This window comes from Streptomyces sp. NPDC032745 (assembly GCF_055579465.1).
This window is the reverse complement of the sequence record NZ_JBVING010000005.1, coordinates 115,503-140,245: the sequence shown is the minus strand read 5'-3', so window position 1 is coordinate 140,245 and position 24,743 is coordinate 115,503. Positions and strand designations below refer to the sequence as shown.

General features: G+C 71.8%; 18 protein-coding genes and 2 pseudogenes. 9 read left to right on the top strand and 11 right to left on the bottom strand.

The features are described 5' to 3' along the window. Nucleotides 1-49: 49 nt before the first annotated feature. Both ACZ5WG_RS14710 and ACZ5WG_RS14705 read right to left on the bottom strand, forming a co-directional pair. Nucleotides 50-392: pseudogene (locus tag ACZ5WG_RS14710) on the bottom strand (EamA family transporter); the annotation flags it as partial. Between the two features lie 304 nt (nucleotides 393-696). Further along, entirely contained in the window at nucleotides 697-2,568 is a 1,872-nt protein-coding gene (locus tag ACZ5WG_RS14705; protein ID WP_468723215.1) for a galactose oxidase-like domain-containing protein, read from the bottom strand. 217 nt (nucleotides 2,569-2,785) lie between these two features. Here ACZ5WG_RS14705 and ACZ5WG_RS14700 point away from each other — a divergent pair, with 217 nt between their 5' ends. Beyond that, nucleotides 2,786-3,457, top strand: coding sequence for a DUF4360 domain-containing protein (locus ACZ5WG_RS14700; RefSeq protein WP_468723214.1), 672 nt, complete (start codon nucleotides 2,786-2,788; stop codon nucleotides 3,455-3,457). Between the two features lie 106 nt (nucleotides 3,458-3,563). Here ACZ5WG_RS14700 and ACZ5WG_RS14695 read toward each other — a convergent pair whose 3' ends face one another. Then, a complete protein-coding gene (locus tag ACZ5WG_RS14695) occupies nucleotides 3,564-4,493 on the bottom strand; it encodes an AraC family transcriptional regulator (protein WP_468723213.1) in 930 nt (309 codons plus the stop codon). A 101-nt stretch (nucleotides 4,494-4,594) separates the two neighbouring features. On the opposite strand from ACZ5WG_RS14695, the gene ACZ5WG_RS14690 reads away from it, so the two are divergent. Beyond that, nucleotides 4,595-5,512, top strand: a complete 918-nt coding sequence (locus tag ACZ5WG_RS14690; protein WP_468723211.1) for an MBL fold metallo-hydrolase — start codon at nucleotides 4,595-4,597, stop codon at nucleotides 5,510-5,512. Here the strand turns inward: ACZ5WG_RS14690 and ACZ5WG_RS14685 are convergent. Both ACZ5WG_RS14685 and ACZ5WG_RS14680 read right to left on the bottom strand, forming a co-directional pair. Further along, nucleotides 5,509-7,443, bottom strand: a complete 1,935-nt coding sequence (locus ACZ5WG_RS14685) for a helix-turn-helix domain-containing protein (protein WP_468723210.1) — start codon at nucleotides 7,441-7,443, stop codon at nucleotides 5,509-5,511. The two genes, ACZ5WG_RS14690 and ACZ5WG_RS14685, sit on opposite strands and share 4 nt — an antisense overlap. A gap of 32 nt (nucleotides 7,444-7,475) precedes the next feature. Continuing rightward, nucleotides 7,476-8,849: an MFS transporter gene (locus ACZ5WG_RS14680; protein ID WP_468723901.1), complete on the bottom strand. Its 1,374-nt coding sequence runs from the start codon at nucleotides 8,847-8,849 to the stop codon at nucleotides 7,476-7,478. A gap of 929 nt (nucleotides 8,850-9,778) precedes the next feature. Here ACZ5WG_RS14680 and ACZ5WG_RS14675 point away from each other — a divergent pair. The 3 genes from ACZ5WG_RS14675 (at nucleotide 9,779) to ACZ5WG_RS14665 (ending at nucleotide 12,037) form a co-directional block, all read left to right on the top strand. Beyond that, nucleotides 9,779-10,555: an alpha/beta fold hydrolase gene (locus ACZ5WG_RS14675; protein WP_468723209.1), complete on the top strand. Its 777-nt coding sequence runs from the start codon at nucleotides 9,779-9,781 to the stop codon at nucleotides 10,553-10,555. A 132-nt stretch (nucleotides 10,556-10,687) separates the two neighbouring features. Then, the gene (locus ACZ5WG_RS14670; protein WP_468723940.1) at nucleotides 10,688-10,819 is read left to right on the top strand and encodes a hypothetical protein; all 132 of its coding nucleotides are present in this window, start codon (nucleotides 10,688-10,690) and stop codon (nucleotides 10,817-10,819) included. Nucleotides 10,820-11,236: 417 nt separating this feature from the next. Beyond that, nucleotides 11,237-12,037, top strand: a complete 801-nt coding sequence (locus tag ACZ5WG_RS14665) for a class I SAM-dependent methyltransferase (protein ID WP_468723207.1) — start codon at nucleotides 11,237-11,239, stop codon at nucleotides 12,035-12,037. 502 nt (nucleotides 12,038-12,539) lie between these two features. On the opposite strand, the gene ACZ5WG_RS14660 is transcribed toward ACZ5WG_RS14665, so the two are convergent. From ACZ5WG_RS14660 to ACZ5WG_RS14645, 4 genes are all read right to left on the bottom strand, one after another. Next, nucleotides 12,540-12,902: a cupin domain-containing protein gene (locus ACZ5WG_RS14660; RefSeq protein WP_468723205.1), complete on the bottom strand. Its 363-nt coding sequence runs from the start codon at nucleotides 12,900-12,902 to the stop codon at nucleotides 12,540-12,542. A 20-nt stretch (nucleotides 12,903-12,922) separates the two neighbouring features. Beyond that, complete coding sequence (locus ACZ5WG_RS14655) at nucleotides 12,923-14,431, bottom strand: amidase (RefSeq protein WP_468723204.1); 1,509 nt, start codon at nucleotides 14,429-14,431, stop codon at nucleotides 12,923-12,925. Then, nucleotides 14,428-15,429, bottom strand: a complete 1,002-nt coding sequence (locus ACZ5WG_RS14650; RefSeq protein ID WP_468723202.1) for an NAD(P)H-dependent flavin oxidoreductase — start codon at nucleotides 15,427-15,429, stop codon at nucleotides 14,428-14,430. Before ACZ5WG_RS14650 ends, ACZ5WG_RS14655 begins: the two co-directional genes overlap by 4 nt. Before the next feature lie 78 nt (nucleotides 15,430-15,507). Then, nucleotides 15,508-16,791, bottom strand: a complete 1,284-nt coding sequence (locus ACZ5WG_RS14645; RefSeq protein ID WP_468723201.1) for an FAD-dependent oxidoreductase — start codon at nucleotides 16,789-16,791, stop codon at nucleotides 15,508-15,510. Between the two features lie 113 nt (nucleotides 16,792-16,904). On the opposite strand from ACZ5WG_RS14645, the gene ACZ5WG_RS14640 reads away from it, so the two are divergent. Then, nucleotides 16,905-17,741 carry an AAA family ATPase gene (locus ACZ5WG_RS14640; RefSeq protein ID WP_468723200.1) on the top strand — a complete coding sequence of 279 codons (837 nt, stop codon included), beginning with the start codon at nucleotides 16,905-16,907 and terminating at the stop codon, nucleotides 17,739-17,741. Beyond that, the gene (locus ACZ5WG_RS14635) at nucleotides 17,742-19,559 is read left to right on the top strand and encodes a helix-turn-helix transcriptional regulator (RefSeq protein WP_468723199.1); all 1,818 of its coding nucleotides are present in this window, start codon (nucleotides 17,742-17,744) and stop codon (nucleotides 19,557-19,559) included. Between the two features lie 317 nt (nucleotides 19,560-19,876). Here the strand turns inward: ACZ5WG_RS14635 and ACZ5WG_RS14630 are convergent, their stop codons facing one another. Continuing rightward, nucleotides 19,877-20,743 carry an SDR family oxidoreductase gene (locus ACZ5WG_RS14630; protein WP_468723197.1) on the bottom strand — a complete coding sequence of 289 codons (867 nt, stop codon included), beginning with the start codon at nucleotides 20,741-20,743 and terminating at the stop codon, nucleotides 19,877-19,879. Nucleotides 20,744-20,755: 12 nt separating this feature from the next. Then, the gene (locus ACZ5WG_RS14625) at nucleotides 20,756-21,874 is read right to left on the bottom strand and encodes a DUF1326 domain-containing protein (RefSeq protein ID WP_468723899.1); all 1,119 of its coding nucleotides are present in this window, start codon (nucleotides 21,872-21,874) and stop codon (nucleotides 20,756-20,758) included. A 499-nt stretch (nucleotides 21,875-22,373) separates the two neighbouring features. Here ACZ5WG_RS14625 and ACZ5WG_RS14620 point away from each other — a divergent pair, with 499 nt between their 5' ends. Further along, the gene (locus tag ACZ5WG_RS14620; protein ID WP_468723196.1) at nucleotides 22,374-24,479 is read left to right on the top strand and encodes a SpoIIE family protein phosphatase; all 2,106 of its coding nucleotides are present in this window, start codon (nucleotides 22,374-22,376) and stop codon (nucleotides 24,477-24,479) included. After that, nucleotides 24,476-24,682 (top strand): annotated as a pseudogene (locus ACZ5WG_RS14615) (SgcJ/EcaC family oxidoreductase); the annotation flags it as partial. The gene ACZ5WG_RS14620 and the pseudogene ACZ5WG_RS14615, both read left to right, overlap by 4 nt. Nucleotides 24,683-24,743: the final 61 nt, after the last annotated feature.

Genomic DNA, 24,743 nt, shown 5'->3' with positions numbered 1-24,743 from the left:
CGAGATATGGGCTCAACCCTTATTGACGGTAATTCAGTCGGGGATTCACCTAATTACTACCTGCCGAATTCCTCCCGTCACGAGCGGTGAGGAATCCCCTCCTCCGCTCTAGGAGCATGCCCGTCAGGGTCAGCAGGAGGCCGCAGATCTGTCGGAGTGTGAGTGTTTCTCCGGCGATCGCCGTGCCCAACAGCACGCCCGTGACCGGGTTCAGCAGCCCGAGCAGCCCGGCCGTCGCGGCCGGCAGCAGCCGCAGCCCCGTGAACCACGTGGCGAAGGCCACCGCCGTCGCGACGGCCGAGGCATGGGTGAATCCGAACAGCTCGGGAGGCCCGCCGCCCGGCAGTTGCCACGCCGTTCGACGCGAGGACGCCGACCTCCGTGCTCCACCGCGGGCCAGTCGCTGCGCGGCGACGTGGATCAGGGCGGAGAACGCGCTCGTGTGCGGGTGACGCAGCGGTCCGTACCCCATGCGAACGGCGCGATCGCCGTGACCGGCGACCACCGGCCAAACGGATCGACCGGGACGGCCTCGTCGCACGCCGCCGTTCCGCGACCGGGCGTTCACCGAGCACATGGACACGAGCGGACCCTGCTCGAGGGCCTCACCCCGCAGCAGACCGCACAGCTAGTGCTGTGACCGCAAAGGTTCGCCGGGTCGAGCCGCCGCCCGCGCCCTGAGACCGGTCCTGCCCGCTATCTGCGGCCGCCGAGCTTGACCCACTTCGCCGTGCTCGGCACTCCCTTCCCGTCGAGCAGGAACAGCATGTAGTACCCCGGCGGGGCGTCGGCCGCACTCGGCGGTGTGCGCAGCCCGATCGCGGTGCCGCGTACGCCGCTGACCGGGAGTTCCAGATGGCGCTGGCTGGTGTTCACCGCATGGGTGACGGTGGTCGGCGCCAGGAGGACGGCCCGGGTGACCCGGGCGGCGGTGGAACTGTGCACCTCGAAGTCCGCCCCGTAGCCCAGCTCGCCCCCGGGCGCCCGGTCGAGGGCCGGCCGGCTGCCCCGGTGCAGGTACGCGGGCTCGTAGAGCTCGATGCTGCCGTCCATCTCGTCCCCGATGGCGGGGTCGTTGGCGATCTGCTGGAGCTCGTCGCCGGTGACCATCATCCGGCCGTCCGGCAGCACGAGGGCGTTGGAGTGGTAGCCGCGGGGCAGCCGCTGCGCCGGCCCGAGCCGCCAGCGGCCCTGCGCATCGCGCAGTTCGATCTGCCGGTAGGAGAGGTCGGCCTGCGGATTGAACGGCCCGTGCCCGTAATCCCGGGTGTCCAGGGCGCCGTTGACCGTCAGCAGCGTCCCGTCCGGCAGGATCAGCGTGTCGTCCTGGGTGCGGCCGAAGGCCCGCGGCTTCTCGGTGGTCCACCGGCCGCCGGACAGCCGGTAGGTGTTCGGGTCGTGCGGATCGCCGCCGAGCACGAGTACGGAGTCGGGGCCGCGGAACCCGGCCGGCAGCGGTACCGCCGAGCCGTAGCCGCGGAAGTCGGCGGGCCGCCGCGGCAGATCGGTGCGGGTCTCCTTCACCGGGTCGAACAGCCACTGCTGGTCGGCGTCCCGGCCGAGGCCGTAGATCTTGCCGTCGCGCAGCGAGAACAGGTGCGGATAGTCGTTGCGGAACGGGGCGTCCGCCCGCAGCCGCTCCGAGGCCAGGTCGATGGGGATGTCGTACGGCCCCCAGGGCACGGGATGCCGCAGCGCGGGGAAGCGCTCCACGACCGGGGTGGGCGTGCCCGTGCCCCGCTCGGACTGGCCGGACATGATGATCTGGCGCCCGTCCGGTCCCGTCACGACCGAGGGGTACCAGCGGCCGACGGACATGTCCTGGTTGCGGAACCACTTTTCGGTCCACGGGTCGAACACGAAGGACAGCTTGGCGCCGCTGCCGCCCTTGCCGCCGGTGTTGCCGCCGAAGACCCCGACCATGCCGTTGGGCAGGAAGGCGTGCCCCGCGCAGAAGAACGGCGCCGGGCGGGGGATGTACGTACCGTCGGGCATCAGGACGGTCGGGGGCTGCACCTTCTTGAACGCCCGGGCCCCGGTGCCCCGGGCCGGGTCCCACAGGAAGGCGCGGCCCGCGTTCGTCCGGCCGATGCGGTCGGTGGGCCCCGTCTCCTTGGTGGGGTTGACCTCCACGCGCTCGAAGGAGAACAGCAGCACCTTGCCGGTGGGCAGCAGGGCGGTGTGCACGCCGAAATCGGGGGAGGGGAAGAACTCCGTGAACCGGCCGAACCGTGCCGCGGAGAAGGCGGTGTTGGCCTTCTGCTGGGAGGCTTTGAGGGCGGCGAGACTCTTGGTGCGCTTCTCCTGGGGGTACTCCTTGGGGCCCCCGACCGCGCTCCGCCGCTGGGCGTGCGCCCGGGCGTGCTCCTCGCCGATTACGGCCGCCTCGTCGGGGTCCGCCTCGACCCGGGCGACGCCGTCGTCGGCCTGGTGCCGCCCCGGAGGGGACGCGTGCCCGACCGGCGCGGCGGAGGCGGGCGGTGCGGGCGCGGTCAGGGATGCGAGAGCGGCGGCGGTGGCCACGCATGCGGACAGCACGGCGGACCGCCGTACGAGCGGACCGGGCATGGGCTCTCCTCCGTCGACGGGATGTCCATCATAGAAAAAATGCCGCATTTGGTATGGAAAGGCGCGGGTGAGGCGGGTGAAGGTGTGTCACGTGGGCCATTCGGCCTCCCGGTCCGGATTGCTGAAACGTTTCTCCGGTGAACCGGGCCGTCCGACCGGGTGATGCTGCGTACCCGGCCGGGCTCGGGGACCACGTGCGGCGGCTATTCATGGCGGCGTGATCAAGTCGCTTCGCACCGCCCGCACCGCACTGACCGCCGTCGCCGTGACCGGATGCCTCGTCACGCTCACCCCCTCGGCCGGGGCCACTGCCACGACCGCCACCGCACCCCCCGGCCGGGTGGCCGTCGACGTCGCCTCGGTCAACGGCTCGGGCTGCCGCCCCGGCAGCGCCGCCGTCGCCGTGGCCCCCGACAACTCGGCCTTCACCGTCACCTACAGCGAATACCTGGCCTCGGCCGGCGGGGGCGTCGCCGCCACCGAAGGCCGCAAGAACTGCCTGCTCTCCCTCCTCGTGCACGTCCCGCAGGGCTACACGTACGCGGTGTCCCACGTCGACTACCGGGGCTACGGCAAGCTGGAGCCGGGCGCGACCGGTACCCAGAAGGCCAGCTACTACTTCCAGGGCATGAGCCAGACCGCCAACCGGACCCACCAGTTCCATGGCGAACTCGACGACAACTGGCAGGTGACCGACACCACCGGCATCGAGGCCCTCGTCTTCGCCCCCTGTGGCGAGCAGCGCAACTTCAACATCAACACCGAGCTGCGCGCGGACGTCGGGACCTCCGACAAGAACAAAACGAGCTACATGACCGTCGACTCCACGGACGGCAGCATCAACAGCGTGTACCACTTCTCCTGGAAGCAGTGCCCGGTCCGGCGCTGAGCCGGCCGGTTCTCTGGACCCCTTGAGCGGCGGTGGCGGCGATCCGTCTCCGCCGCTCAAGGGCGTCCGGCAGCCCGGCAGCCCGGCAGCCCGGCAGCCCGGGCGCCTACGAGGCCTTCGCCGCCGCGTCCCGATAGCGGCCCGGTGTGGTCCCGAACTCCCTGCTGAAGGCGTGGGAGAAGGCGTACGGCGTGCCGTACCCGACCCGTCGCGCGATCGCGGCCAGCGGGTCCGGGGTGTCCCGGAGCAGGGTGGCGGCGTACGTCATCCGCCACCACGTCAGGTACGCCATCGGCGGCCGGCCGACCAGTGAGGTGAACCGGCGCGCCAGCGTGGGGCGGGAGACGCCCGCCTCGGCCGCCAGCCGGTCGTTGGTCCAGGGCGCGGCCGGATCCGAGTGCAGCGCCCGCAGGGCGGCGGCGGTGACCGGGTCGCCCAGGACGGCCGACCAGGCTCCGCCCGGGCCCTCGGCCATCCAGGAGCGGATCATGTAGACGAGCAGGAGGTCGAGCAGGCTGGGCACCGCCATGCAGGCGCCCGGCCGCTGCTCGCCGCCGAGCTCGCCGCCCAACAGGGAGATCGCCGCCCGCAGTTCGGGGTGCACTCCGACCCGGTTCGGCAGGTGGACCACCTTCGGCAGCTCCAGCATGAGCGGGTGGACCCGGCTGCGGTCGAGCCGGTACTTGCCGCACAGCATCTCCACCCCGCCCGAGGCGGCAGCCGGGGCGCGGCCCGGCAGAGACCCGTCGGGCCACAGCTCGAACGGCACCGCCCCCGCCACGGCCGCCGCATCGGCGGGGGAGTCGGCGATCACATGCCCCGTGCCGTGCGGCAGCAGTACCGCGTCGCCGGGGCCGAGGGAGACCGGCGGGCCGCCGCCGTCGGGCAGCAGCCAACAGCTGCCCTCCAGCACCACATGGAAGCCCGCGCCCGCGTACGGGGCGAAACGCGTGCACCAACTCCCGCTCACCCGAACCCGGTTGGAGGAGGGCCGTCCGATCCGTACGGCCGCGATGGCGTCGCTCACCACATCCATGGGTCCAGGGTAGCCGTAGGCCTCAGGTGTGAGCCGACCACGTATTCACATGAGCCGGGCGGGCATTGAGCGGCTCAGCCGCGCTTTCTAGACTCGACGGTATGAAGAAGGAGAGCAGGCAGAGCATCATGCTGGGCGAGGTCGAGATCACCCGGGTCATCGAATGGGCAGGGCCGCTCGGGCCGGCACACGACCTCGTGCCGGGGGCCGGGGCAGAGGTGTGGAAGGAGAACGAGGACTGGCTGTCACCGGACCACTGGGACACGGACGGCGACCGGGCGGTTCTCGCCCTGCAGACCTGGGTCCTGCGCAGTGCCGGGAAGACCGTCCTGGTCGACACGGGCGTGGGCAACGGGCGGGAGCGGCCCGGCTCGCCGCTCTTCCACCACCGGCAGGGCGATTTCCTCGGGGAGCTGGCGCGGGCCGGAGTCCGGCCGCAGGACGTCGACATCGTCGTGAACACCCACGTGCACGGCGACCACGTCGGCTGGAACACCGTTGCCGCGGACGGGGGGTGGGTGCCGGCCTTCCCCAACGCCCAGTACCTCGTCCCGGCCGCGGACGACCACCACTTCGGGCCCGGCAACGCGTACGGCGGCGGCCTCCGGGAGGACGACCGGCTGATCTACGAGGACAGCATCGCGCCCGTCCACCGCGCCGGACAGGCCCTGCTCTGGGACGGATCGCACCGTATCGACGAGCACCTCACCCTCGAGTCCGCGCCCGGACACACCCCCGGATCCGCCGTCCTGCGGCTCACCTCGGGGACCGACCGGGCCGTCTTCGTCGGCGACCTGCTGCACAGCCCGGTGCAGATCCTGGAGCCCGCCTGCAACAGCTGCTTCTGCCTGGACGCAGGGCAGGCCGCCGCCAGCCGTCGCCGGATCCTCGAACGCGCTGCAGACGAGGCCGAGTTGCTCGTACCCGCCCACTTCGGCGGAACGGGAGCCGTCGAAGTCCGTCGCCAGGGGCAGAAGTTCGCCCTCGGGGAGTGGGCGGGCTACGTCGAGGTCGGTTAAGGAGAGGGGGGAAGCGGCGACTTCGGGGCCGGACGGGGCCGGGCCGCCGTCACCCGCAGGATCCGCAGGGCGAGCTGGATCTCCAGCGCCCCGGCCGGGGTGTTCCAGTCCTCGCCGAGGATCTGCCGGACCCGGTCGAGGCGCTGCACCACGGTGTTGACGTGGACGTGGAGCGCGTCCTTGGTCCGGGCCAGGCTGGCCCCGTGGGCGAAGTACGCCTCCAGGGTGCGGACGAGTTCCGTCCCGCGCTGCGTGTCGTACGCGACGACCGGTCCCAGTACCTGCTCGACGTACGAGCCCACGTCCGCCCGGTCGCCCAGGAGCACCCCGAGGAAGCCGAGGTCGGGCAGGCCGGCCCCGTCGCCGCTGTGGCCGAGGGCGTGCAGGGCCTCGAGGCAGCGCAGCGCCTCGGCGTACACGCCCGGCAGCCCCTCCGGTCCGGCCGCGGGCCCGGCGGAGCCCGCGGTGACCGGGCTGCCCAGGGCCTGGCCCAGCTCGGCGGCGAGCGAGCGGGCGAGCGGGCCCGGGCTGTCGGTCGGCGCGAGGAGGACGACGCAGCCCTGGTGCAGCCCGGCCAGGCCGTCGCGGGCGCGTGCGTGGCGGGCGGCCTCCGCCGCCAGCCGGGGCCGCAGCGCGGCGTCGCAGTGCAGCACCACGAGGGCGTGCGGGCGGGCGAGGTCGACCCCCAGTTTGCGGGCCCGCAGGGTCTGGCTGTCGGCGTCACGGACACGGCCGGGAGCCGCCGGAGCCAGCAGGTCGCCGAGCAGTTCGCCGCGGACCCGGTCCTCCGCCTGGGCGACGGTCCGGCGCAGCAGGAGCAGGAGCGCCGTCACCAGGCCGGCCCGCTCGAACAGCCGCCGCTCGGTGTCGGGCAGGTCGCCGCGTCCGCCGAGGGTGATGCTGCCCAGCAGCTCCGGCCCGGCCAGGACCGCGCAGACCCATACCCCGTCCACCGCGACGGCCCGGCCGCCGGAGCGCGACGCGGCCAGGCCGCGGGCCGGCGGGCCGACCGGATCCGTGCCGACCCGCGCGAGCTCGGCGCCATCGGCGTCGTGCACGACCAGGCTGCCGCCCAGCAGGGCGGCGACCTCCTGGGCGACGTCGGCCACGTCGCCGCCGCGCAGGACGAGGCGGGTGAGACGGTCGTGGGTCTCGGCGGCGAGCCGCATCGCCTCGCTCTGGGCGCGGGCGGTCTCGGTGGCGACCCCGAGCTCGACGAGGGCGGCTCGGGTCTCTTCGAGCAGCCGGGCGCCGTCGATGGCCACGGCGGCATGGTCGGCGAGGGAGGAGAGGAGCGCGACCGCGTCGGGGGCGAAGTCGCGCACCGCCCGGTCGGCCGCGTACAGGACTCCGATCACGCGGGTGCCGACGCGCAGCGGGACGCCGAGGATGCCGCGCAGGCCCTCCTCGCGGACCCCGTTGTCGATGGTGTCCGTGTGCCGGAAGCGGTCGTCGGTGCGGTAGTCGGCGCTGGCGTACGGACGGGCTGTCTGGGCGACCAGACCGCCGAGCCCCTCGCCCATGCCGAGCCGCAGCTGCTGGAACGCGGCCGACACCGAGCCGTCGGTAACGCGCATGAACGTGTCGCCGACGACCGGGTCGTTGAGGGTCATGTACGCGATGTCGGTGCCCAGCAGCATGCGGGCCCGGTGGACGATGGCCCGGAGCACCGCGTCGAGGTCGCGCAGGGCGGCGAGGTCGCCGGCCGTGTCGAACAGAGCCGTGAGCTCGGCCTCGCGCCGCCGGTGCTGGTCGAGCGTACGCCGGATGTCCAGTGCCACCCGCGTGGCCTCGTCCACGAGGGCCTGCTCGGCAGGGCCCGCCCCGGCGCTGCGTGCGTCCGCCGCGGGGCGGTCGAACTGCTCGACCGGCGCGCCGCGGCGCAGCAGACCGAGCAGTTCGAGCAGGGCGGATTCGTGTCCGGAGGTCATGGGGGCATTCTTCCGTGGCCGGCCGGACCGTATCAGGCGGGGTCGGCGGCGGCCGGAAGCGGAGCCGCCCGCCCGCCGGAGGCAGCGGCGGGCCCGGTGCCTGCCTGTGCCAGATCACGGCCGCGGGTCTCCCGGGCGAAGGCGACGGTGAGGGTGGTCACCACGGCGGCCGCACAGAGATAGACGGAGACGGGAACGGAGGAGCCGTAGTCCTTGAGGAGTTCGACGGCGATGAGCGGGGCCAGCGCTCCGGCGACGATCGAGGCGAGCTGCGAGCCCATCGAGGCACCGGAGTAGCGCACCTCGGTGTCGAACATCTCGGAGATGAAGGCCGCTTGGGGCCCGTACATGGCACCGTGCAGGAGCAGCCCGGCGGTGACGGCCACGGTGATGACGGCGAAGGACTTCGAGTCGACGAGTGCGAAGAACCCGAAGGCCCACAGGGCCATGCCGACCGAGCCGATCAGGGTCACCGGGCGCCGGCCGATCCGGTCCGATAGCGCGCCCCAGGCCGGGATGGTGACGAAGTGGACGGCCGAGCCGATCAGCACGGCGTTCAGCGCGGTGCTCTTGGGCAGTCCCAAGTGCACGGTGACGTAGACCAGCAGAAAGGAGGTCAGGACGTAGTAGGAGATGTTCTCGCCGAACCGGGTGCCGATGGCGGTCAGCACCTGGCGCACGCTCTTGCGGAACACCTGGACGACGGGGGCCTCGTCCTTGCGCCCCTGCCGGGCGGCCTGCGCGGCGAGGAAGACGGGGGACTCGGAGACGGACAGCCGGATCCACAGTCCGACCACGACCAGGACACCGGAGAGCAGGAAGGGGACGCGCCAGCCCCATGCCAGGAACGCGGCATCGGACTGCACACCGGCGAGCAGCGCGAGCACCCCGGTGGCCAGCAGGTTCCCGCCCGGCGCGCCGGACTGCGGCCAGGAGGCCCAGAACCCGCGGTGCTCGGCCCCGCCGTGCTCGGACACGATCAGCACCGCCCCGCCCCACTCGCCGCCGAGGGCGAAGCCCTGCACCAGCCGCAGGACGGTGAGCAGCACGGGTGCCCCGACGCCGATGCTCGCGTACGTGGGCAGCAGCCCCATCGCGAAGGTGGCCCCGCCCATCATGAGCAGGCTCAGCACCAGCAGCTTCTTGCGCCCGACCTTGTCCCCGAAGTGCCCGAAGACCACCCCGCCGAGCGGCCGGGCCAGGAACCCGATGGCGTAGGTGATGAAGGCGATCAGGGTCCCGGTCAGCGGATCGGTGGTGGGAAAGAACAGCTTGTTGAACACCAGCGCGGCAGCGGTGCCGTACAGAAAGAAGTCGTACCACTCGATGGTGGTCCCGATGAGACTGGCGGCGACGATTCTCTTGATGGATCCGGCGGTCGGGGGAGCGGTCTCGGGGGAGGCCATGAACACCACTTCCAGGGGGTCTGCGGGGACGATCGGTGTCGCCACAACGTAGAAGTCCCCAGGTCAGCGGCATATGTGGTGGGCCATCACAATCAGGCGTCGTTCTATGTATCCGACCGCCACACCGCCGGCGCAGGTGCCGCCCGCGGCCCCGGACCCGATGGCGACGACCCCTGCCGGAATTGCAGAGTTGCGCCCGTTCTGGAGGGCGGGTGCTGACTCCCGTGCCGGTTTGGCGCTGACCCAAAACCCTACGTCAGCACCCTTCGCGACCCACCCCGTGCTGGTTCGGTGCTGGTTACGCTGCGTTGAGCGTGACCCGTTTACGGCCGAGGCGGCACAAATCGGAACCGCACGAAACGGGAGGTCGCTACGTCTCCCCGGTCTGCTTCGTGCCGCCGCATGCCGTCATCGACTGACCGATGCAGCCGTCGTGTCCGAACGGAGCGTGCGACCTGAGGTCTCCGCTGCGGGGACCGGTGATGAGCGGAGCGGATGCCCCCCCAGGAGTACGGGGGTGCCATTCGGGCTGGGGGAGTCGGTCCATAGGCATTGGGCCTGCTCCTGTCACGAGGTTCTTCGTCTCATGGTGGTATGGCAGCCGAGTGCCGTTGACCAGCGCAGACGTTGGTCTTGGAGCCCCCAGGTTCGCAGTCTGGTCCGGGAAGGTCCGAATCTTGGCGGTGTCGGCTCCTGGAGGCTCTCGCCATGTCGTGGATGGCGGATTGCAGCGATGAGCGCTGGCGAATGCGTCTATCGCTTCCGTCAGGGACAGACTTCCTGCAGTCAGGGGGTGCTCGGCGGGGACGGGCACGCTAGCCCTGCTGCGCGCCCATGCCTTGGTCGCTCGCTCACGCTGCTACGCCGTTGGAGCGAATCCACAAGCCGACGGGATTCCGGGCCCGGCCCGGAGGGGGAGACCCAGCATTGTGACAGGCCAGGTAGCAGGACACGTAATTCCGTATGAGGTACAGGGCAACGGTCCGGAGCGGGTTCTCGCACTCCACCACTGGCTGAGCGACAGGTCGAGTTTCGGCCAGCTGCGGCAGCACCTGGACGGGAGCGCGTTCAGTTACGCGTTCGTGGACTGCCGTGGGTACGGCGAGGCGATGGACACCCCCGGCACGTACACGATGGAGGAGGTCGCGGCGGACGCCCTCGCCGTGGCCGACGACCTCGGCTGGGACACCTTCTCGGTCATCGGTCACTCCATGGGCGGCAAGGCGGCCCAGCAGCTGTTGCTGGACGCCCCCTCGCGGGTCCGCTCGATCATCGGCATCTCACCGGTACCCGCGTCCGGGTTCCCGCTCGAAGGGGAGATGTGGGAGCTGTTCGTCGGGGCCGTGGAGGATTCCGGCAACCGCAGGACGATCTTTGACGTCACCACCGGCGGTCGGCACAACGATGCATGGCTGGATGCCAGGGTGAGCGGCTCGGAACGCTCCTCGCCGGTTGCCCTGCGCTCCTACCTCGAATCCTGGACTCGCGGCTCCGACATCCACGAGCGGCTCGAGGGAAATCCGACCCCGGTGCTTGTCGTGGCTGGTGCGAACGACCCGGCGATGGGCCCTGACACCATGCGGTCCACCTGGCTGCAGTGGTATCCGAACGCCGAGCTCGAGGTTCTCAACGACGCCGGCCACTTCGCCCCGGATGAGAGCCCCGAGACACTGGCGACAGTGGTCGAAGGATTCCTCGGCCGCTAGTCACCGCCTTTCACGTGCGGCGGCGTCCGGATCCCGAGCGGAACGCGAAGGTGCCTCCTGGGCCTGGGATGATGAGGCTTGTCCGGGGCTGTCACCACAGCAAGAAGGAACTCTCTGCGTGCACCTACCGGGTTGCGTCCCAAGCTCGTCGTCTCGGCCGACGGCCGCGGGGTGGTCAGCCACGCCGGGTCCCGCCTGCTGGCCGATCTCGCCGATGTCACTGGCCTGACTGGCGTATTCACGGACGCGCTGCTCAGGCTGTGACCGCGTGGCACCGGGCACGACCCCGGCCGGAGCGCGGTCGATGGCAGGCTTTCGGAGCGAGGGCTCGGGTCTGAGGAGTTGCGACCCGTTTCCGCACAGGCTGGCGCGGAGGTGGATGGCGCTTCCGATTCCCCGATCCACGAGGCATTGGAGCGGTTGTGCTCCAGCGGGACCGGAACTGCCCCGGCGCCGCCCGGGCCCTTTGCATGCGAGGAATCTCTTCGGCCGGGGTGACATCCGTCCGTGCTGAGGCCGGGGGCGGATCCGGCCGTGGCGGACGTGCGGCCCGCATTTGCTCTCGTCTTGACCGGTGCGCCCGGCCGAGCTGCGAGCGGGTGGGGTCCCGGGCATGCTGGTTCGAGGCGGTAGGTGTCGGGCCCGCCGGGCCCCGGCCGTCCGGGATGAGGGTGAACGCCGGTGTGGGGCGAAGGGGAAGCGTACGAGCCGTACATCGGGCGGTGGAGCCGGCAGGTGGCGGTGGAGTGCGTCCGCCGGCTGGGCGTTGCGGAGGGCAGTGACTGGCGGGACATCGGCTGTGGGACGGGTGCCGTCACGCGGGCGGTCCTGGACGTGGCCGGTCCCCGGCGGGTGGTGGGAGTCGAGCCGTCGGACGGCTACGTCCGGTACGCCCGGCAGCACGTCACGGATTCCCGGGCCCAGTTCGTACGCGGCGATGCGATGAGGCTGCCGTTCCCGGATGGCCGGGCGTCGGTGGCGGTCAGCGGCCTGGTCCTCAACTTCGTCCCCGCTCCTGAGCGGGCGGTCGCCGAGATGGCCCGCATCGTGTGCCCCGGCGGCACGGTCGCCGCGTACCTCTGGGACTACACCCAGGGGGGCATGGAACTGATCCGCTACTTTTGGAAAGCCGCCGTCTCCCTGGACGAGGGCAGCCGGGAGCTGGACGAGGCCCTCCGGTTCCCCCTGTGCGCGCCGGGCCCGTTGGACGGACTGCTGCGATCGGCCGGCCTGGCGGACGTGGAGGTCGACGAGATTAACATCCCAACACGCTTCACGGATTTCGACGACTACTGGGCCCCGTTCCTGGGCGGGCAAGGGCCCGCCCCGTCGTACCTCGCTTCACTGCCGCGGAAGGGGCAGGACGCGTTGCGTGAGCGTCTGCGAGCCGACGTCCCCACCGAGGCCGACGGCTCGATCGCCCTCACAGCACGCGCCTGGAACGGCCGGGGAAGACGTCCGACCGCTGAAGTCAGGCCATAGCGCCCTCGCCGGCCGCACGCAGGCATCGGGCGGGTGACGCCCGCGAGCAGAGGCTGCCGTATCCGTGGCGTATCCCGGGGGGAGTCTCATGCGTTGATCACAGCATGGCGGCCGAGGGCTCCGTCGGCGCTGGACGGGCCGGTTTCTGGTTGGGCACCGGCTGGTCTGCCGCCCCTCTCGGCGGGGCCGCAAGCCGGGCGGCCGTGTGGCTGCGTCAGCGCGTGTGGTGAGGTCGCGGTGGCACGGGGGCGGCCCGTGGCGACAGTCCTCTGTCTGGTGGGCCCCGCTCCGGTTACGGGCCTCACAAACCCCTCGGGGAAGGGGTGGCAGAAAGGCCGGGGCAGACGATCCGGCCATACCTAGGGCGGAGCGGTTTGGGAAGTACCCCGAACCGCTCCGTACGCGCCGTGCCAGTCGGCGGCGACGGGGTACCAACTGACGTTCCCGCTGCGTGCGCGGGCCTGGACCGTACGGGGCAGGCGCGGAGCATGAGCGGGTCGGGTCAGCCCTGTGCCTTGATGTGGTCGAGGACGGTGGTGAAGGCATCGGTGGGTGAGAAGTCCACGTATTCGCAGTCCTCGAGTGCCACGGGGGCGTGCCCGGGCGGCCAGTAGAAGGCCTGGCCCGCTTCGTAGATCTCCTCCCCGTCCTTCGTCACCATCTTCAGCCTCCCTTTGAGCATGTAGCCCCAGTGAGGGCAGGCGCAGAGGCCGTCGGGCAGGCCGGTCAGGGCCGGCCTCATATCGGCGCCTTGCGGGAACCGGACGAAGGCCACGGACAGGTCTTCTCCGATCGCTTGGGTACGGAGTTCGACGCCTCCGCCTTCGATCACGACCGGTGTGTCATCCCGCGTCGTCGCCGTCATGGCCGTCTCCATTCGCTGCGCTACGGGGAGTTTCCTTCCTCCAGGCTGGCCCCGGCGGCCGGATCGTGCCACGTGGGCGTGGTGGGTCGGTCCGGGCGGCGGTCGGCCCAGGGACGGGCGTGTTCGAGCTGGGCTGCGAGGTGCAGGAGGGTCGCCTCGTCGCCGACGCGGCCGAGGAAGTGGACGCCGATGGGCAGGCCGCTGCCGGACCAGTACAGGGGTACGGACATGGCCGGGGCGCCGGTGATGTTGGCGACGATGGCGGGGAAGGCGACGAAGGGGGCGCTCCGCTCGGCGGCGCGCAGTGGTTCTTCCTCTGTGGAGGTCATCTCGCCCAGGAGGAGCGGTGGTTGGGCCAGCGTCGGAGTGAGCCAGGTGTCGAAGCGGCTGAGGAAGCGGGCAACGGTGCGGGCGAAGTGCTGGAGTGTGGTGACGGCGAGGAGGTAGTCGCCGCCGGTGACGCGCAGGCCCTCTTTCCAGTACGCCCGGGTGAGAGGTTCGAGCTCGTCGGGGCCGGGTTCGCGGCCGAGTTCACGGATCCAGTAGGCGAGGATCCAGGACACGGAGGCGCCGTACACGGTGCCGATGGCGTCGCCGACGTCCGGTGTGAGGCCTGGCAGGTCGGCTTCGACGAGTTCGTGGCCCAGGGCAGTGAGGAGCCCGAGGGCGTCGTCCAGGGCCGCGAGGCAGTCGGCGTGCACGGGGTGGCCGTCCGCCGGGCGCCTGCTGAACGCGATCCGCAGTCGCCCCGGTTCTTGGCGGACCTGGTCGGTGAACGGCCCCGGCGCCTTCGGGGCCGGGTAGGGGTCGCCAGGCTCGGGCCCGGCGACGGCGTCCAGGAGTGCGGCGGAGTCCCGTACCGAGCGGGTCAGGGTGTGTTCGCAGGCCCAGCCGCCGAAGGCGTCCCCGTACGCGGCGCCGAGCGGCACCCGGGCCCGGTTGGGTTTGAGGCCGAACAGCCCGCAGCAGGAGGCGGGGAACCGGATGGAGCCGCCCACGTCGTTGCCGTGTGCTGCGGGGACCATCCGGGCGGCGACGGCGGCCGCGGATCCGCCGCTGGAGCCGCCGGTGGTCCGGGTGGTGTCCCACGGATTGCGGGTCGGCCCGTACAGGACGGACTCGCAGGTGGGGCTCATGCCGAATTCCGGTGTGGCGGTCTTGCCGAGTATGACGAGTCCGGCGGCGCGCAGCCTTCGTACGAGCTCCTGGTCGTGCTGTGAGACGTGGTCGCGCAGGAAGACCGATCCCTCGTGGAAGGGGATGCCCTCCTGCTCGGTGATGAGGTCCTTGAGCAGGTAGGGGACTCCGGTGAACGGGCCCTCCGGGAGACCGGCCTTGACCTGGTTCAGGGCCTTCTCGAACACCGGTGTGACGACGGCGTTGAGCTGCGGGTCGAGGGCTTCGATGCGGGTGATGGCCGCCGTGACGAGGTCCTCGGCGGTGGCTTCTCCAGTACGGACGAGCTGCGCCTGGGCGGTGGCGTCGAGCGCGGTCAGGGCTTCCACGTCTCCGGGGCTGAGGGCCGTCATGGCCTTGGGGCGATGGCGCGGGCCGCTGCCGCCAGCGCCGCCTCGGCTTCCCTTACGGTCCGGCGGACGATCTCGCCGGCGGGCAGGATCTCGTGCACGAGGGCGGTCGACTGGCCGGTCAAGGGGAGGTACTCCTCGCCGCCGCCGGCCCGGATCGCGGCCATCACACGGGGCACGATCTCCGCGGGGTCCACCTGTTCGGGGTGCTCGCGCAGCGCGTCCACCAGGGGGGTGCGAAGGCAGCGCGGCACCCCCGCACTGCCGGGGAGGTTGAACGGCGGCAGGATCCGCTCACTGCCCACGGCCTTCACCGCGTCCGAGGCGGCGGACTCGACGATCCGGCTCTTCCACGCCTGCGACACGCCCATCTCCTCCGACGCGAGGAAGCGTGTCCCCATCAGCACCCCCTGCGCCCCCAGGGTCAGCGCCGCGGCCAGGCCACGGCCGTCGGCGATCCCGCCGGCCGCGAGGACGGGTACCCCACCCGCCATGTCGACGACATCGGGGACCATCACCATCGTGCCGACATCCCCGCCCTGCCCGCCGGCCTCGCCGCCCTGCGCGACGATCACATCCGCTCCGGCCCGGAGAGCCTCGTCGGCCTGACCGCTGCTGGAGACCTGCTGGATCCAGAGGATGCCGGCATCGTGCGCCCGGGCGATCAGGCCGGGCGGCACCGCCACGTGGAAGGAGATCGCTGCCGGGCGCTCCTCGATCGTGGCCTGGAACGCCTCCTCGTCGAAGGGGCGGCTCGTGTGATTGATCGCGAAAGGACGGTCCGTCAGCCGCCGCAGCCGAGCCCACTGCTCCCGCAGTTCCGGGAGGGGCCGCACCGCCGTGCCGAGGCTGCCGAGGCCGCCGGCTCCGCACACTGCGGCCGCGAGATCGACCTCGTCCCAGGGGCCGAAGGGCGCGCAGACGATCGGGGCATCGATACCGAGAAGGCGGCATACGGGGGTGGTCAGCATCAGGACCTCCAGGGAGCTTGCGATGGTCATGCGGCGAGCGGCCGTGGCACGTGCTTCTCCGTCCCATCATCGCGTACGCCGCGCTCCCGGGCCTCGTGAAGGAACCCGTCATGCTCGGCCGGACGGATCGGGAGCAGCCGCCGCGCGCCGTCCCCGCGGGCCGGGCGCCCGGGATCCGACCGTGGCCCGGATCATGACCCTGGGGTTCAGCAGTACCGACGGGGGTGCTGCCCGCATCGCGAACGCCGCGAGCCGATGGGAGATGTCCGGGTCGGACACGGCTGCCGTGCGGATCGCCCGCTGGAGCGAGCTGGGTGGCCTGGCGAGTGCTTCCCGCCGGCCCAGGGCGTCGTACGTGTCGATGAACCGGTGTGCCCGGCGGTAGCCGCGCAGCGCACGGTGCAGGTCCCGGCCCTGGGCCAAGGGCTCGGCGGTCGCGTCGGCCAGCCACGCGGCACTGCGGAACGCCCAGCCGCAGCCCACAGCCGGAACCGGGTCCGAAGCGGTGGCCGCGTCGCCGATCAGGGCCAGCCCGGGCCGCGGTACGGGGTCTCGGCGTATGCACGGGTAGTCGGTGGTGCCGATGAGGTTCGACACCCGCCGGGCGCCGACGAGGGAGGGCCCGTCCGGCAGGCCCCCCACGAACCGGTCGAACGCGCCTTGGCGCTCAGCGGTGAACTCGGGCAGCCGGTCCTTCGCCGGGAAGACACCCACCTGGGTGAGCCCGTCGTCGACACGGATACAGACGGCGACGTCCCGGCCCACGGGCCAGACCTGGCCGTCGCCGGGGCCGTTCATCGTCGCGCCCTCGTAGTAGGTCCAGAACAGGAAGCGCTCGTTCGGGGCCTGGTCCTCGGGGACCTCCGCGAGTCGGGCGACGGTGGAGTGGTGGCCGTCCGCGCCGACGACCAGACGGGCCCGGAATTCGGTGCGCCCGGCCTCGCGCCCGGGCTCGCCGCTCACGGTGACCACACCCCGTATGCCGCCGGCATCGTCCTGGAGGAGATCGACGACGCGGTGTCCCGGCATGATGTCCACGCCCGGGGTCGTAGCGGCGATCTCCCGCAGCAGCGGGTCCAGCTTGCCGCGGCGCAGGCTGATCGCCGGCGGAAGCGCACTGTCCGGCCGGGGAACGATCCAGCCGTGCTCCGTCCACATGCCCAGTCCGCTCGTCACGGCCGCACCGTGCGCGACCATGGGCTGCCAGAAATCGAGTCGCTGCAGGACGTCGTGCGTGCCGCCGAGCACGAAGTGGCCGCACAGCGTCTTGTGCGCTTGGGGGCTGCGCTGCCGTTCGACGAGTGCCACGCGCAGCCCGGCCCGGCCGTACGCCGTGGCCGCCGTGCAGCCCGCGATGCTCGCGCCGACAATGATCACGTCGTAGTCGTTCATGGCTGCCTCCGCCGCTGCGTTCCGTTTCTTCGGTCATGACGCAGCATGCGCAGCCGGGCCGGCCGCGGACATCGGTAGCCGCTACCCAACCTTGTGGCGGCAGCCTGCCTACCATGGACAAGGTGACGGTCGGCCCCTGCACGCTCGAGGAACGGGACGGCGAGATCGAGTCGCTGACCCGCTGGTGGCGTGAGGCATGCGTCGGCACCGGACGGCTCGTTCTCGTCGGCGGTGACGCAGGGGCGGGCAAGACCGTCCTGGTCGAGGAGTTCGGCCGGAGGCTGGGTGACGTGCGCCTGCTCCGTGGCAGCTGCGAACCCCTCACCACACCGCTTGCGCTCGGCCCGCTCCGCGACATGGCCCACAACCTGTCACCGCCGCTGCGCCGGAAACTCAGCGGCCCGGCCGATCCGGTGGAGGCACGCCGCCTGATGCTCGACGAGTTGCGGGCCGGCGGCGACCCCACCCTCGTGGTGCTCGACGACGCGCACTGGGCCGACGAGGCCACGCTGGACCTGCTGCGTTTCCTGGGCCGCCGCATCGAGGGCTGCCCGGCCATGCTCGTCGTGGTCTACCGGCAGGACGAAGTGGGGGCACGCCACCCCCTGCGCGTCCTGGCCGGGGACCTCGCGGCCCTTCCCGTCGTGCGCCGACTGACCGTGCCGATGCTGTCCGAGGCGGCCGTGGCACGGCTCGCCGAGGGAACGGACATCGACCCGGCCGAGCTGTACCGGCGCACGGGCGGCAACGCGTTCTTCGTGACCCAGGTCCTGGGGGACGGCCGGGCCACCGTTCCCCCCACGGTCCGGGACGCGGTGCTCGCCCGCGCCGCCCGGCTGGAGCCGGGTGCGCGGGAGGCACTCGATGCCCTCGCCTGTCTCGGGACCCGGGCAGCCCCATGGCTGGTGGAGGCGGTATCGGGCCGGGCGGCCGAGGACGTCGACGCCTGAGTGGACCGCGGGCTGGTCGCCGCCGATGACGGAGCGGTCGCATTCCGGCACGAGCTGGTCCGTGTCGCGGTCATGGAGGCGATCCCGCCGGGACGTGCGGCGGCCCTGCACCGGCGGGCGCTGGCCGTGCTCGGGGCGCGGCCACCCGGCGAAGTGGAACCGGCGCGGCTCGCCGATCACGCGGAGCGTGCCGACGACCGGGCCGCCGTGCTGGCCTACGCGCCCCTTGCGGCGCAGCGGGCATCCGGGCTGGGGGCTCACACGGAGGCCGCGGAACACCTTCGCCGCGCGCTCGCCGTCCTCCCGGGCAGGTTGGACGCGGACCGGGCCGGGCTCCTGGAGGAACTCGGCTGGCAGTGTCATCTCGCGGATGACCTCGACGGCGCCCTGCGCGCCCGGCAGGAGGCCGTCGAGGCGTGGCGGGAGGTCGGCGACGACCGTCGGCGGGGCGGGGCGCTGGTCGGGCTGGCGATCACCGCGGCGCACCTGGCCCGGGAGATCCCGCTCGGCGAGAAGGCCTGCGACGAGGCACTCGCGCTGCTGGCGGGGCAGCCACCGGGGCCCGAGTACGCACTCGCCTGCGCCATTCGCGCGAAGCTCTCCGCAATGGCGTTCCGCAACGCTGACGCGGTCACTTGGGGCGAGCGGCTCCTCGCCACGGCCGACGAGGGCACCGGACCGCTCGAACGGGCGCTCGCGCTGTTGGCGATCGGCATCGGCCGCGCCCAGGACGGCGACGTGGCCGGCCTCGACCTGATCGGGGAGAGCGTCCGACTGGCGCGCGAGGCATCCGCACACGATCAGGCCGGCCTCGGCTACTTCTGGCTCCAGCTGATCTGCGTGACCCGCCGCTGGTACCAGGAGGCCGAGCGGTGGTACGGGGAGGCCCTGTCCTTCACCGACGATCACGGGCAGGAGGTGTGGCGCCAGTGGCTGCGTGCCTTCCGGTCGCGGGCGCTGCTCGACCAGGGCCGGTGGGACGAGGCCGAGGCGCTCGCCTCGGAGGTGCTGCGCACGGCGGGCGTGGACGACGGGCGCAGGATGATCGCCATGGTGGTGCTGGGCCGGCTGCGCTCGCGCCGAGGTGACTCCGATCCCCGCCCCCTGCTGACCCGGGTGCGTTCGGTCATGGTCACCGCCGAGCCGGTCGTCGGCTGGATCATCGGCTCGACTCCGGCGCTGGCGGAAGCCGCGGCGTACACCGGCGACCTCGATCAGGTACGCGCGGTGGTCACCCCGGCCCTGGCCGCCGCCGAGGAGCAGGGCGAGCCATGGCTGCTCGGCGAGCTGGCCTACTGGCTCTCGCGCGCCGACGGACCGGCCGCAGTCCGGGCGCGGGCCGCAGACCCCTACCGGCTCCAGCTGTCGGGCCGATCGCGCGAGTCGGCAGAGCGTTGGCAAGAGATCGGCTGCCCCTACGAGGCCGCGCTCGCGCTCGCCGACACTGCTGACGAGGGGATGCTGCGCGAGGCACTCGCGGCCTTCGACCGCCTGGGAGCACGCCCGATGCGCGACATCACAGCCCGCCGCCTGCGTCGGCTCGGGGTGCGCGACATCCCCAGACGCCCGTCCCGCGGTGCCGGCCCAGACGGACTGAGCACCCGCGAGCGGGAGGTGCTCGCCCTCTTGGCCGACGGACTCCGCAATGCCGAGATCGCCGACGAGCTGTTCCTGTCGCGGCGCACCGTGGAGCACCACGTCGCCGCCGTGCTGCGCAAGCTCGGCATGGCGAACCGGTCGGAGGCCGCTCGATACGCCCGGCGAAACGACGTGACCGCTCGCCGACCTATCGTGCCCCCGTCGCCCCTGACACCGTGATCGTCTTCCACCGGAACGCCGACGTCACCCCCGTCGCAGCCTGACATGCCGTCACGCGTGAGGCCCCGGCTACCTCTCGGTGGCCGAGGGGTTTCGTCCGTTCACTGCTCGCCGAGTGGGTCCGGTCGGTCAAGGCCCACGGTGTCCTGGCGAAGGCGCCGCCGTGGGAGAGGGGGTGACCCCGGCCCCAGCCCCGGCAAGTGCCGCAGCGGCAACACCATCAGGTCGGCCACGTCGGTCCCCGGTGCTGATCCCGAATGCGGCGAGGCCCTGTGCCGGGACCTACTCTGCCGCGCGGGCTGCGTCCCGCTGCGGCATCAGCGGGTCAGGAGCGGTGCCATGAGGTCGTGGGCGAAGTCGGCCACGGGCCGTGGGTCCTGCCCGGTCAGTTGGCGCACGGAGTCGGTGGTGTCGGCAGTGATGCCTTCCCTGAGCATCTGGAAGATGCCCATCACCCCCTTGGCGAGCCACGGCGGCAGGCCCGCCCCGAGCATGCCGGCCAGGGCTGCCTCGTCGGGTACGGCGACGTACTCGACTGTCCGTCCGAGGGCGGTGGAGAGCTGGCGGGCGACCTCGGTGAAGGTGATGGCCTCCGGCCCGGTGATCAGGTGGGTCTCTCCGTCCCCGCTCTGCCCGCAGAGCACCGCGACCGCGCAGGCGGCCACGTCACGGGGGTCGATCATGGCGACGCGGGCGTCGTCGGCGGGCAGGAAGATCCGCCCGGCCTGCCCGATCGTCGGCAGTGAACCGAGGAGGTTCGACATCAGGAAGCCGGACCGGAGAATCACGAAAGGGATCCCCGCCGAGCGCAGGCGCTGCTCGATGCGGCCGTGCTGATCGGCGAACGTCTGCGCCGCCCCGACCTCGGCGCCGACCGTGGACAGCAGGACGATCTGCGGGACACCGGCCGTCGCTGCGGCCTCGATCGCGTTTGCCGCGTTCTCGACCTGCCGCGGGTCGTTGGCGCAGCTCAGGAAGGCCTGCTCGGCGCCCGCGAAGGCGGCACGGAGCGAATCGCGATCGCTGAAGTCCCCCTGCGCAAGGTCGGCGCCGGGGCCGAGTACGGCAGTGGCTCGTTCCAGGTTGCGGGTGAGCGCGCGGCAGGGGATGCCGCGCCGGCCCAGTTCGCTCACCACGTGTCGTCCGACGTTCCCGGTCGCGCCGGTCACCACTACGGTCGTCATCTCGTCGCGTCCTCACGCCGGTACGGGGCCTTCCACCCACGTTGTGCGCCACGACCGTCCTGAGCCCCTCAGGACACGCGCGGGTTCACCCGTAGGACCCCAGGGCGGGCTACCCCGCCGGAATGGGAGGCCATGGTGCTGCACCAAGTGCGGCGGCCACGCCGCGCTCCGTTCCAGGACTGGCTGCTGCCCGGCCTGGAGAACGCTCCCCCCGATGGAGGACATGAACCGTATGACGGGCCTGCTCTGAGCGGCGGCGCTGGGCGTGGCCCCGCCGCCGCCCGCCAACCGGCGCGCCGACAGCTGAAGAATCCGGCGCTGGAGACGCAGAACGGCACCAGGAAATTGACTGCCACGCGTACGGCCGTGGCCGTGGCCGTGTCGGCGTCGCCGGACGCGAGGACGGAACCCTGGTTGACCAGGGACAGCACGACGCCGACGAGGATCGCGATCGGTACACAGCGGGACAGTGACGTGCGATAGAACACGGTGGGCAGCGGGCGTGGTTCCACCGGCGTGGTTCCACCGGCGTGGGAGGAGACATCGACCGCCCTCCTCCCGTGTACTGCTCGCCGTACTGCGGCTCGAAGGACAGGCCGAAGGCACTCGACGTTCCCGTCGTACGCCCCGGGGTGAACTCGGGGGAGAACCGAACATCGCGTTCCTCATCGTCGTGGGCCCGCCATCGGGACCGCGAAGAGCTTCGAACGCGAGCTTCGTCTTCCCACCGACGCTGAGCAGGGGCCGCTCCCCGTCCGTCAGGGAGACGCTCGCCCTCTCCACGCCGAGGTACTCGCCGTAGAACTGCGACAGTTCACCGAACGGACCGCCCTCGCGCCCGGAAAGGATGCGCTCCAGAGCGTCGACCTGCTCGTCACTCGCACCCTCGTCGACGACGATGCCCACCTTCCAGTCACCGGCCGTCAGGTTGGAGGGGAAGTGGTTGCAGAAGGCGAAGGTCACCCCGGACAGGTCAACGTCGTCCAAGCGCCCGTCCGCCACATGGAAGGCGGCGCACCCGAGGCATTCTTCGCGTCCTTGCGGGTCGTGCGGCTTCGCGTCGACGGCACACCCGCAGACCAGCGCGCATGTGCAACCAGCCAGGCAGTTGCCCGAGATGCTCCACGTCATGACTGCTCCCGCTCGCTCGATGATGTCCACCGTCCGGCGTTGCGGAGGACGCCGGCGTCGAGAGCGGCGGGTGGGGAGCGCGCGAACCGCAAGACCGGCCCGCGGCAGGCCATGGAGCCGGAGCAGCCCCTCACAGCGGCGGCATGCGTTACCCCACTGGCCGAGTCAGGGACCTTGTCCGGCGCGATGGCAGCGTACATCTTCGGCTCACCCCTGGGGACACCGTTGGCCTGAGGAGCCAGCCCTTCCCTTCCAGGCTGGGCGCGACTGCCTCGGGTGTACGTTCCGGTCTGGTTCGGGTCCGCGCTGAATCCGCCGGCTTCGCCCTCGAGGAAGCGGCGCAAGGACATCCAGCCACGGAAGGATCTCGTCCTATGGTGCGGTCGGCCAATCCGGGGGGACCATGGAACCCGAAGCGCCCCGCAGACGCAGGAGTCAGGCCAGGGCCGGCGTCAGCGGACGGCCCGCGCGATGCCGGCAGGTGGAAGGAGAGCCTGCGATGAGCCCAGCCGAGGGGCGGCGGGCCGATGCCGGTCAGGCGGAGGAGGGTGCGCCGCAGCCGAGCGCGCTGATGGACCTCCTCGGTGTCGCCGCCGTGCTGCTCGATGCTGATGGGCGGATCGTCCTGTGGAGCCCGCAGGCCGAGGACCTGTACGGCTACTCCGCTGAGGAGGCGCTCGGGCAGTACGCGGCGCCCCTGCTCGTCCATGAGCAGCACTGGGAGCTGATGGGCAAGCTGTTCGCCCATGTCATGGGGACCGGTGAGAGCTGGGCCGGAGCGTTCCCCGTTCGGCACAAGGACGGCAGCACTCGGCTGGTGGAGTTCCGCAATATGCGGCTGCTGGACGACCGCGGTGACTTCTACGCCCTCGGGCTCGCCGCGGACGAGTCGACGTTGCGCGAGCTGGAGCGGGACGTCGCGCTGTCCACGCGGCTGATCTCGCAGTCGCCCATCGGGCTGGCCATCCTCGACACCGATCTGCGGTACGTGGCCGTCAACCCCGCCCTGGAGCGGATGCACGGCATGCCCGTGGCGGATCACCTCGGCCGGTACTACCGCGAGGTCATGACCGCCGCGAAGTTCGGGGTGCCCGAGGCCGCGATGAGGGAAGTCCTGAAGACCGGGATTGCGATGGTTGACCAGTCCACCATCGTCGGCCACACACCAGGTGACCCGGATCAGCACGCCTGGTCGATCTCCCTGTACCGGCTGGAGGACCCCCAGGGCCGGGTCCTCGGGGTGGCCGACCTGGTGGTCGACGTCACCGACCGGTACCAGGCGGCCATGGAGGCCGCGGAGGCCCGGCGGCGCCTGGCCCTGATCGCCGACGGCTCCGCCCGGATCGGCACCACCCTGGACGTGGAACAGACCGCCCGTGAGCTGGCCGAGGTCATCGTTCCCGAGCTCGCCGACGTCGTCGCGGTCGATGTGCTCGACTCCGTTCTGGACGAGCACCGCCCGGGCCGGGCTCCCCGGGACGGCCCGGCGCTCTTCCGCGCGCTCGCGGTGAAGGCCGCCTATCCCACGGAAGCGGTCGAGGCCGCCGACCCGCCCGGCGAGATCGCCGCGTACGCCGCCGACCGCGTGGCCACCGAGACCGTACGCACCGGGCGGCCACAGCTCATCGCCCACGCCGACGACACCGACCTGGCACGCATCGCCCGGGACAGCGACGCCGCCGCCCTGCTGGCCCGCGCCGGCGTGCACTCCTACCTGTCGGTCCCGCTCATCGCACGCGGCCACGTCCTCGGCTTCCTCGGGCTCACGCGGGCCCGCAACCCGGCGCCCTTCGGTGAGGACGACCTCTCCCTCGCCGCCGAACTGGCCGCCCGCGCCGCCGTGTGCATCGACAACGCCCGCGCACACCAGAGGATGCGCAACGCCGCCGAGACCCTGCAGCGCAGCCTGCTCCCCAGCCACCCGCCGCACCTTCCCGGACTGCGGATCGCCTCGCGGTACCGGCCCGCGCAGGCCACGTACGAGATCGGCGGCGACTGGTACGACGTCTTCCCCCTCGACGGCGACAGGACCGCACTCGTCGTGGGCGACGTGATGGGCAGCGGCATCGACGCCGCCGCCGCCATGGGCCGCCTGCGCACTGCCACCAGCGCCTTCGCCGACCTCAACCTCGACCCCGACCAGCTCCTCAAGCACCTCGACAAGATCACCTCGGGGCTGGAGCACTACATCGCCACCTGCCTCTACGCTGTCTACGATCCCCACCGTGCCGAATGCCACATCGCCAACGCCGGCCACCTACCGCCCGCCCTCGTGCGCAGCGGCAAGCGCCCCGAACTACTCGACCTGCCCACCGGCACCCCGCTCGGAGTCGGTGGAGCCCTCTTCGAGACCACCGCCTTCGGCCTCGGCCCCGGGGACCAACTGGTCCTGTACACCGACGGACTGGTCGAAACCCGCAACCATCCCATCGATGAACGACTCGACACCCTTCTCGCCCTGCTCGCCGTGCCCGACCAGTCCCTGGAGGAGACCTGCGACCGGCTCCTACGCGAACTCCGACGTCCCGACGACCCCGATGACGTCGCCCTGCTCATCTGCCGCACGCAACCCTTCACACTCGACTCTGATCCCCCACAAAGCTGATTGGATCCACATCCTGCGCGGCGGACATCGAAGCGATCGGCCGGCTCGTCGCCGCCGTCGAGCACTCCCAGCAGAACAAGGACCCCGAGGAGTTCCTCGCCCTCTTTCACCGGGACGCGATCTGGACGACGGCCCACGGCAAGGTCCTCATCGGCCTCGACGCGATCTCGGAGTTCACCCGCAAGGTCCTCCCCGCCGCCGATGGCCGCTGACCGCCTGCCAGAACACCGGGGTCGTCATCGGCTAAAGGGCGTTGGGAGTGGT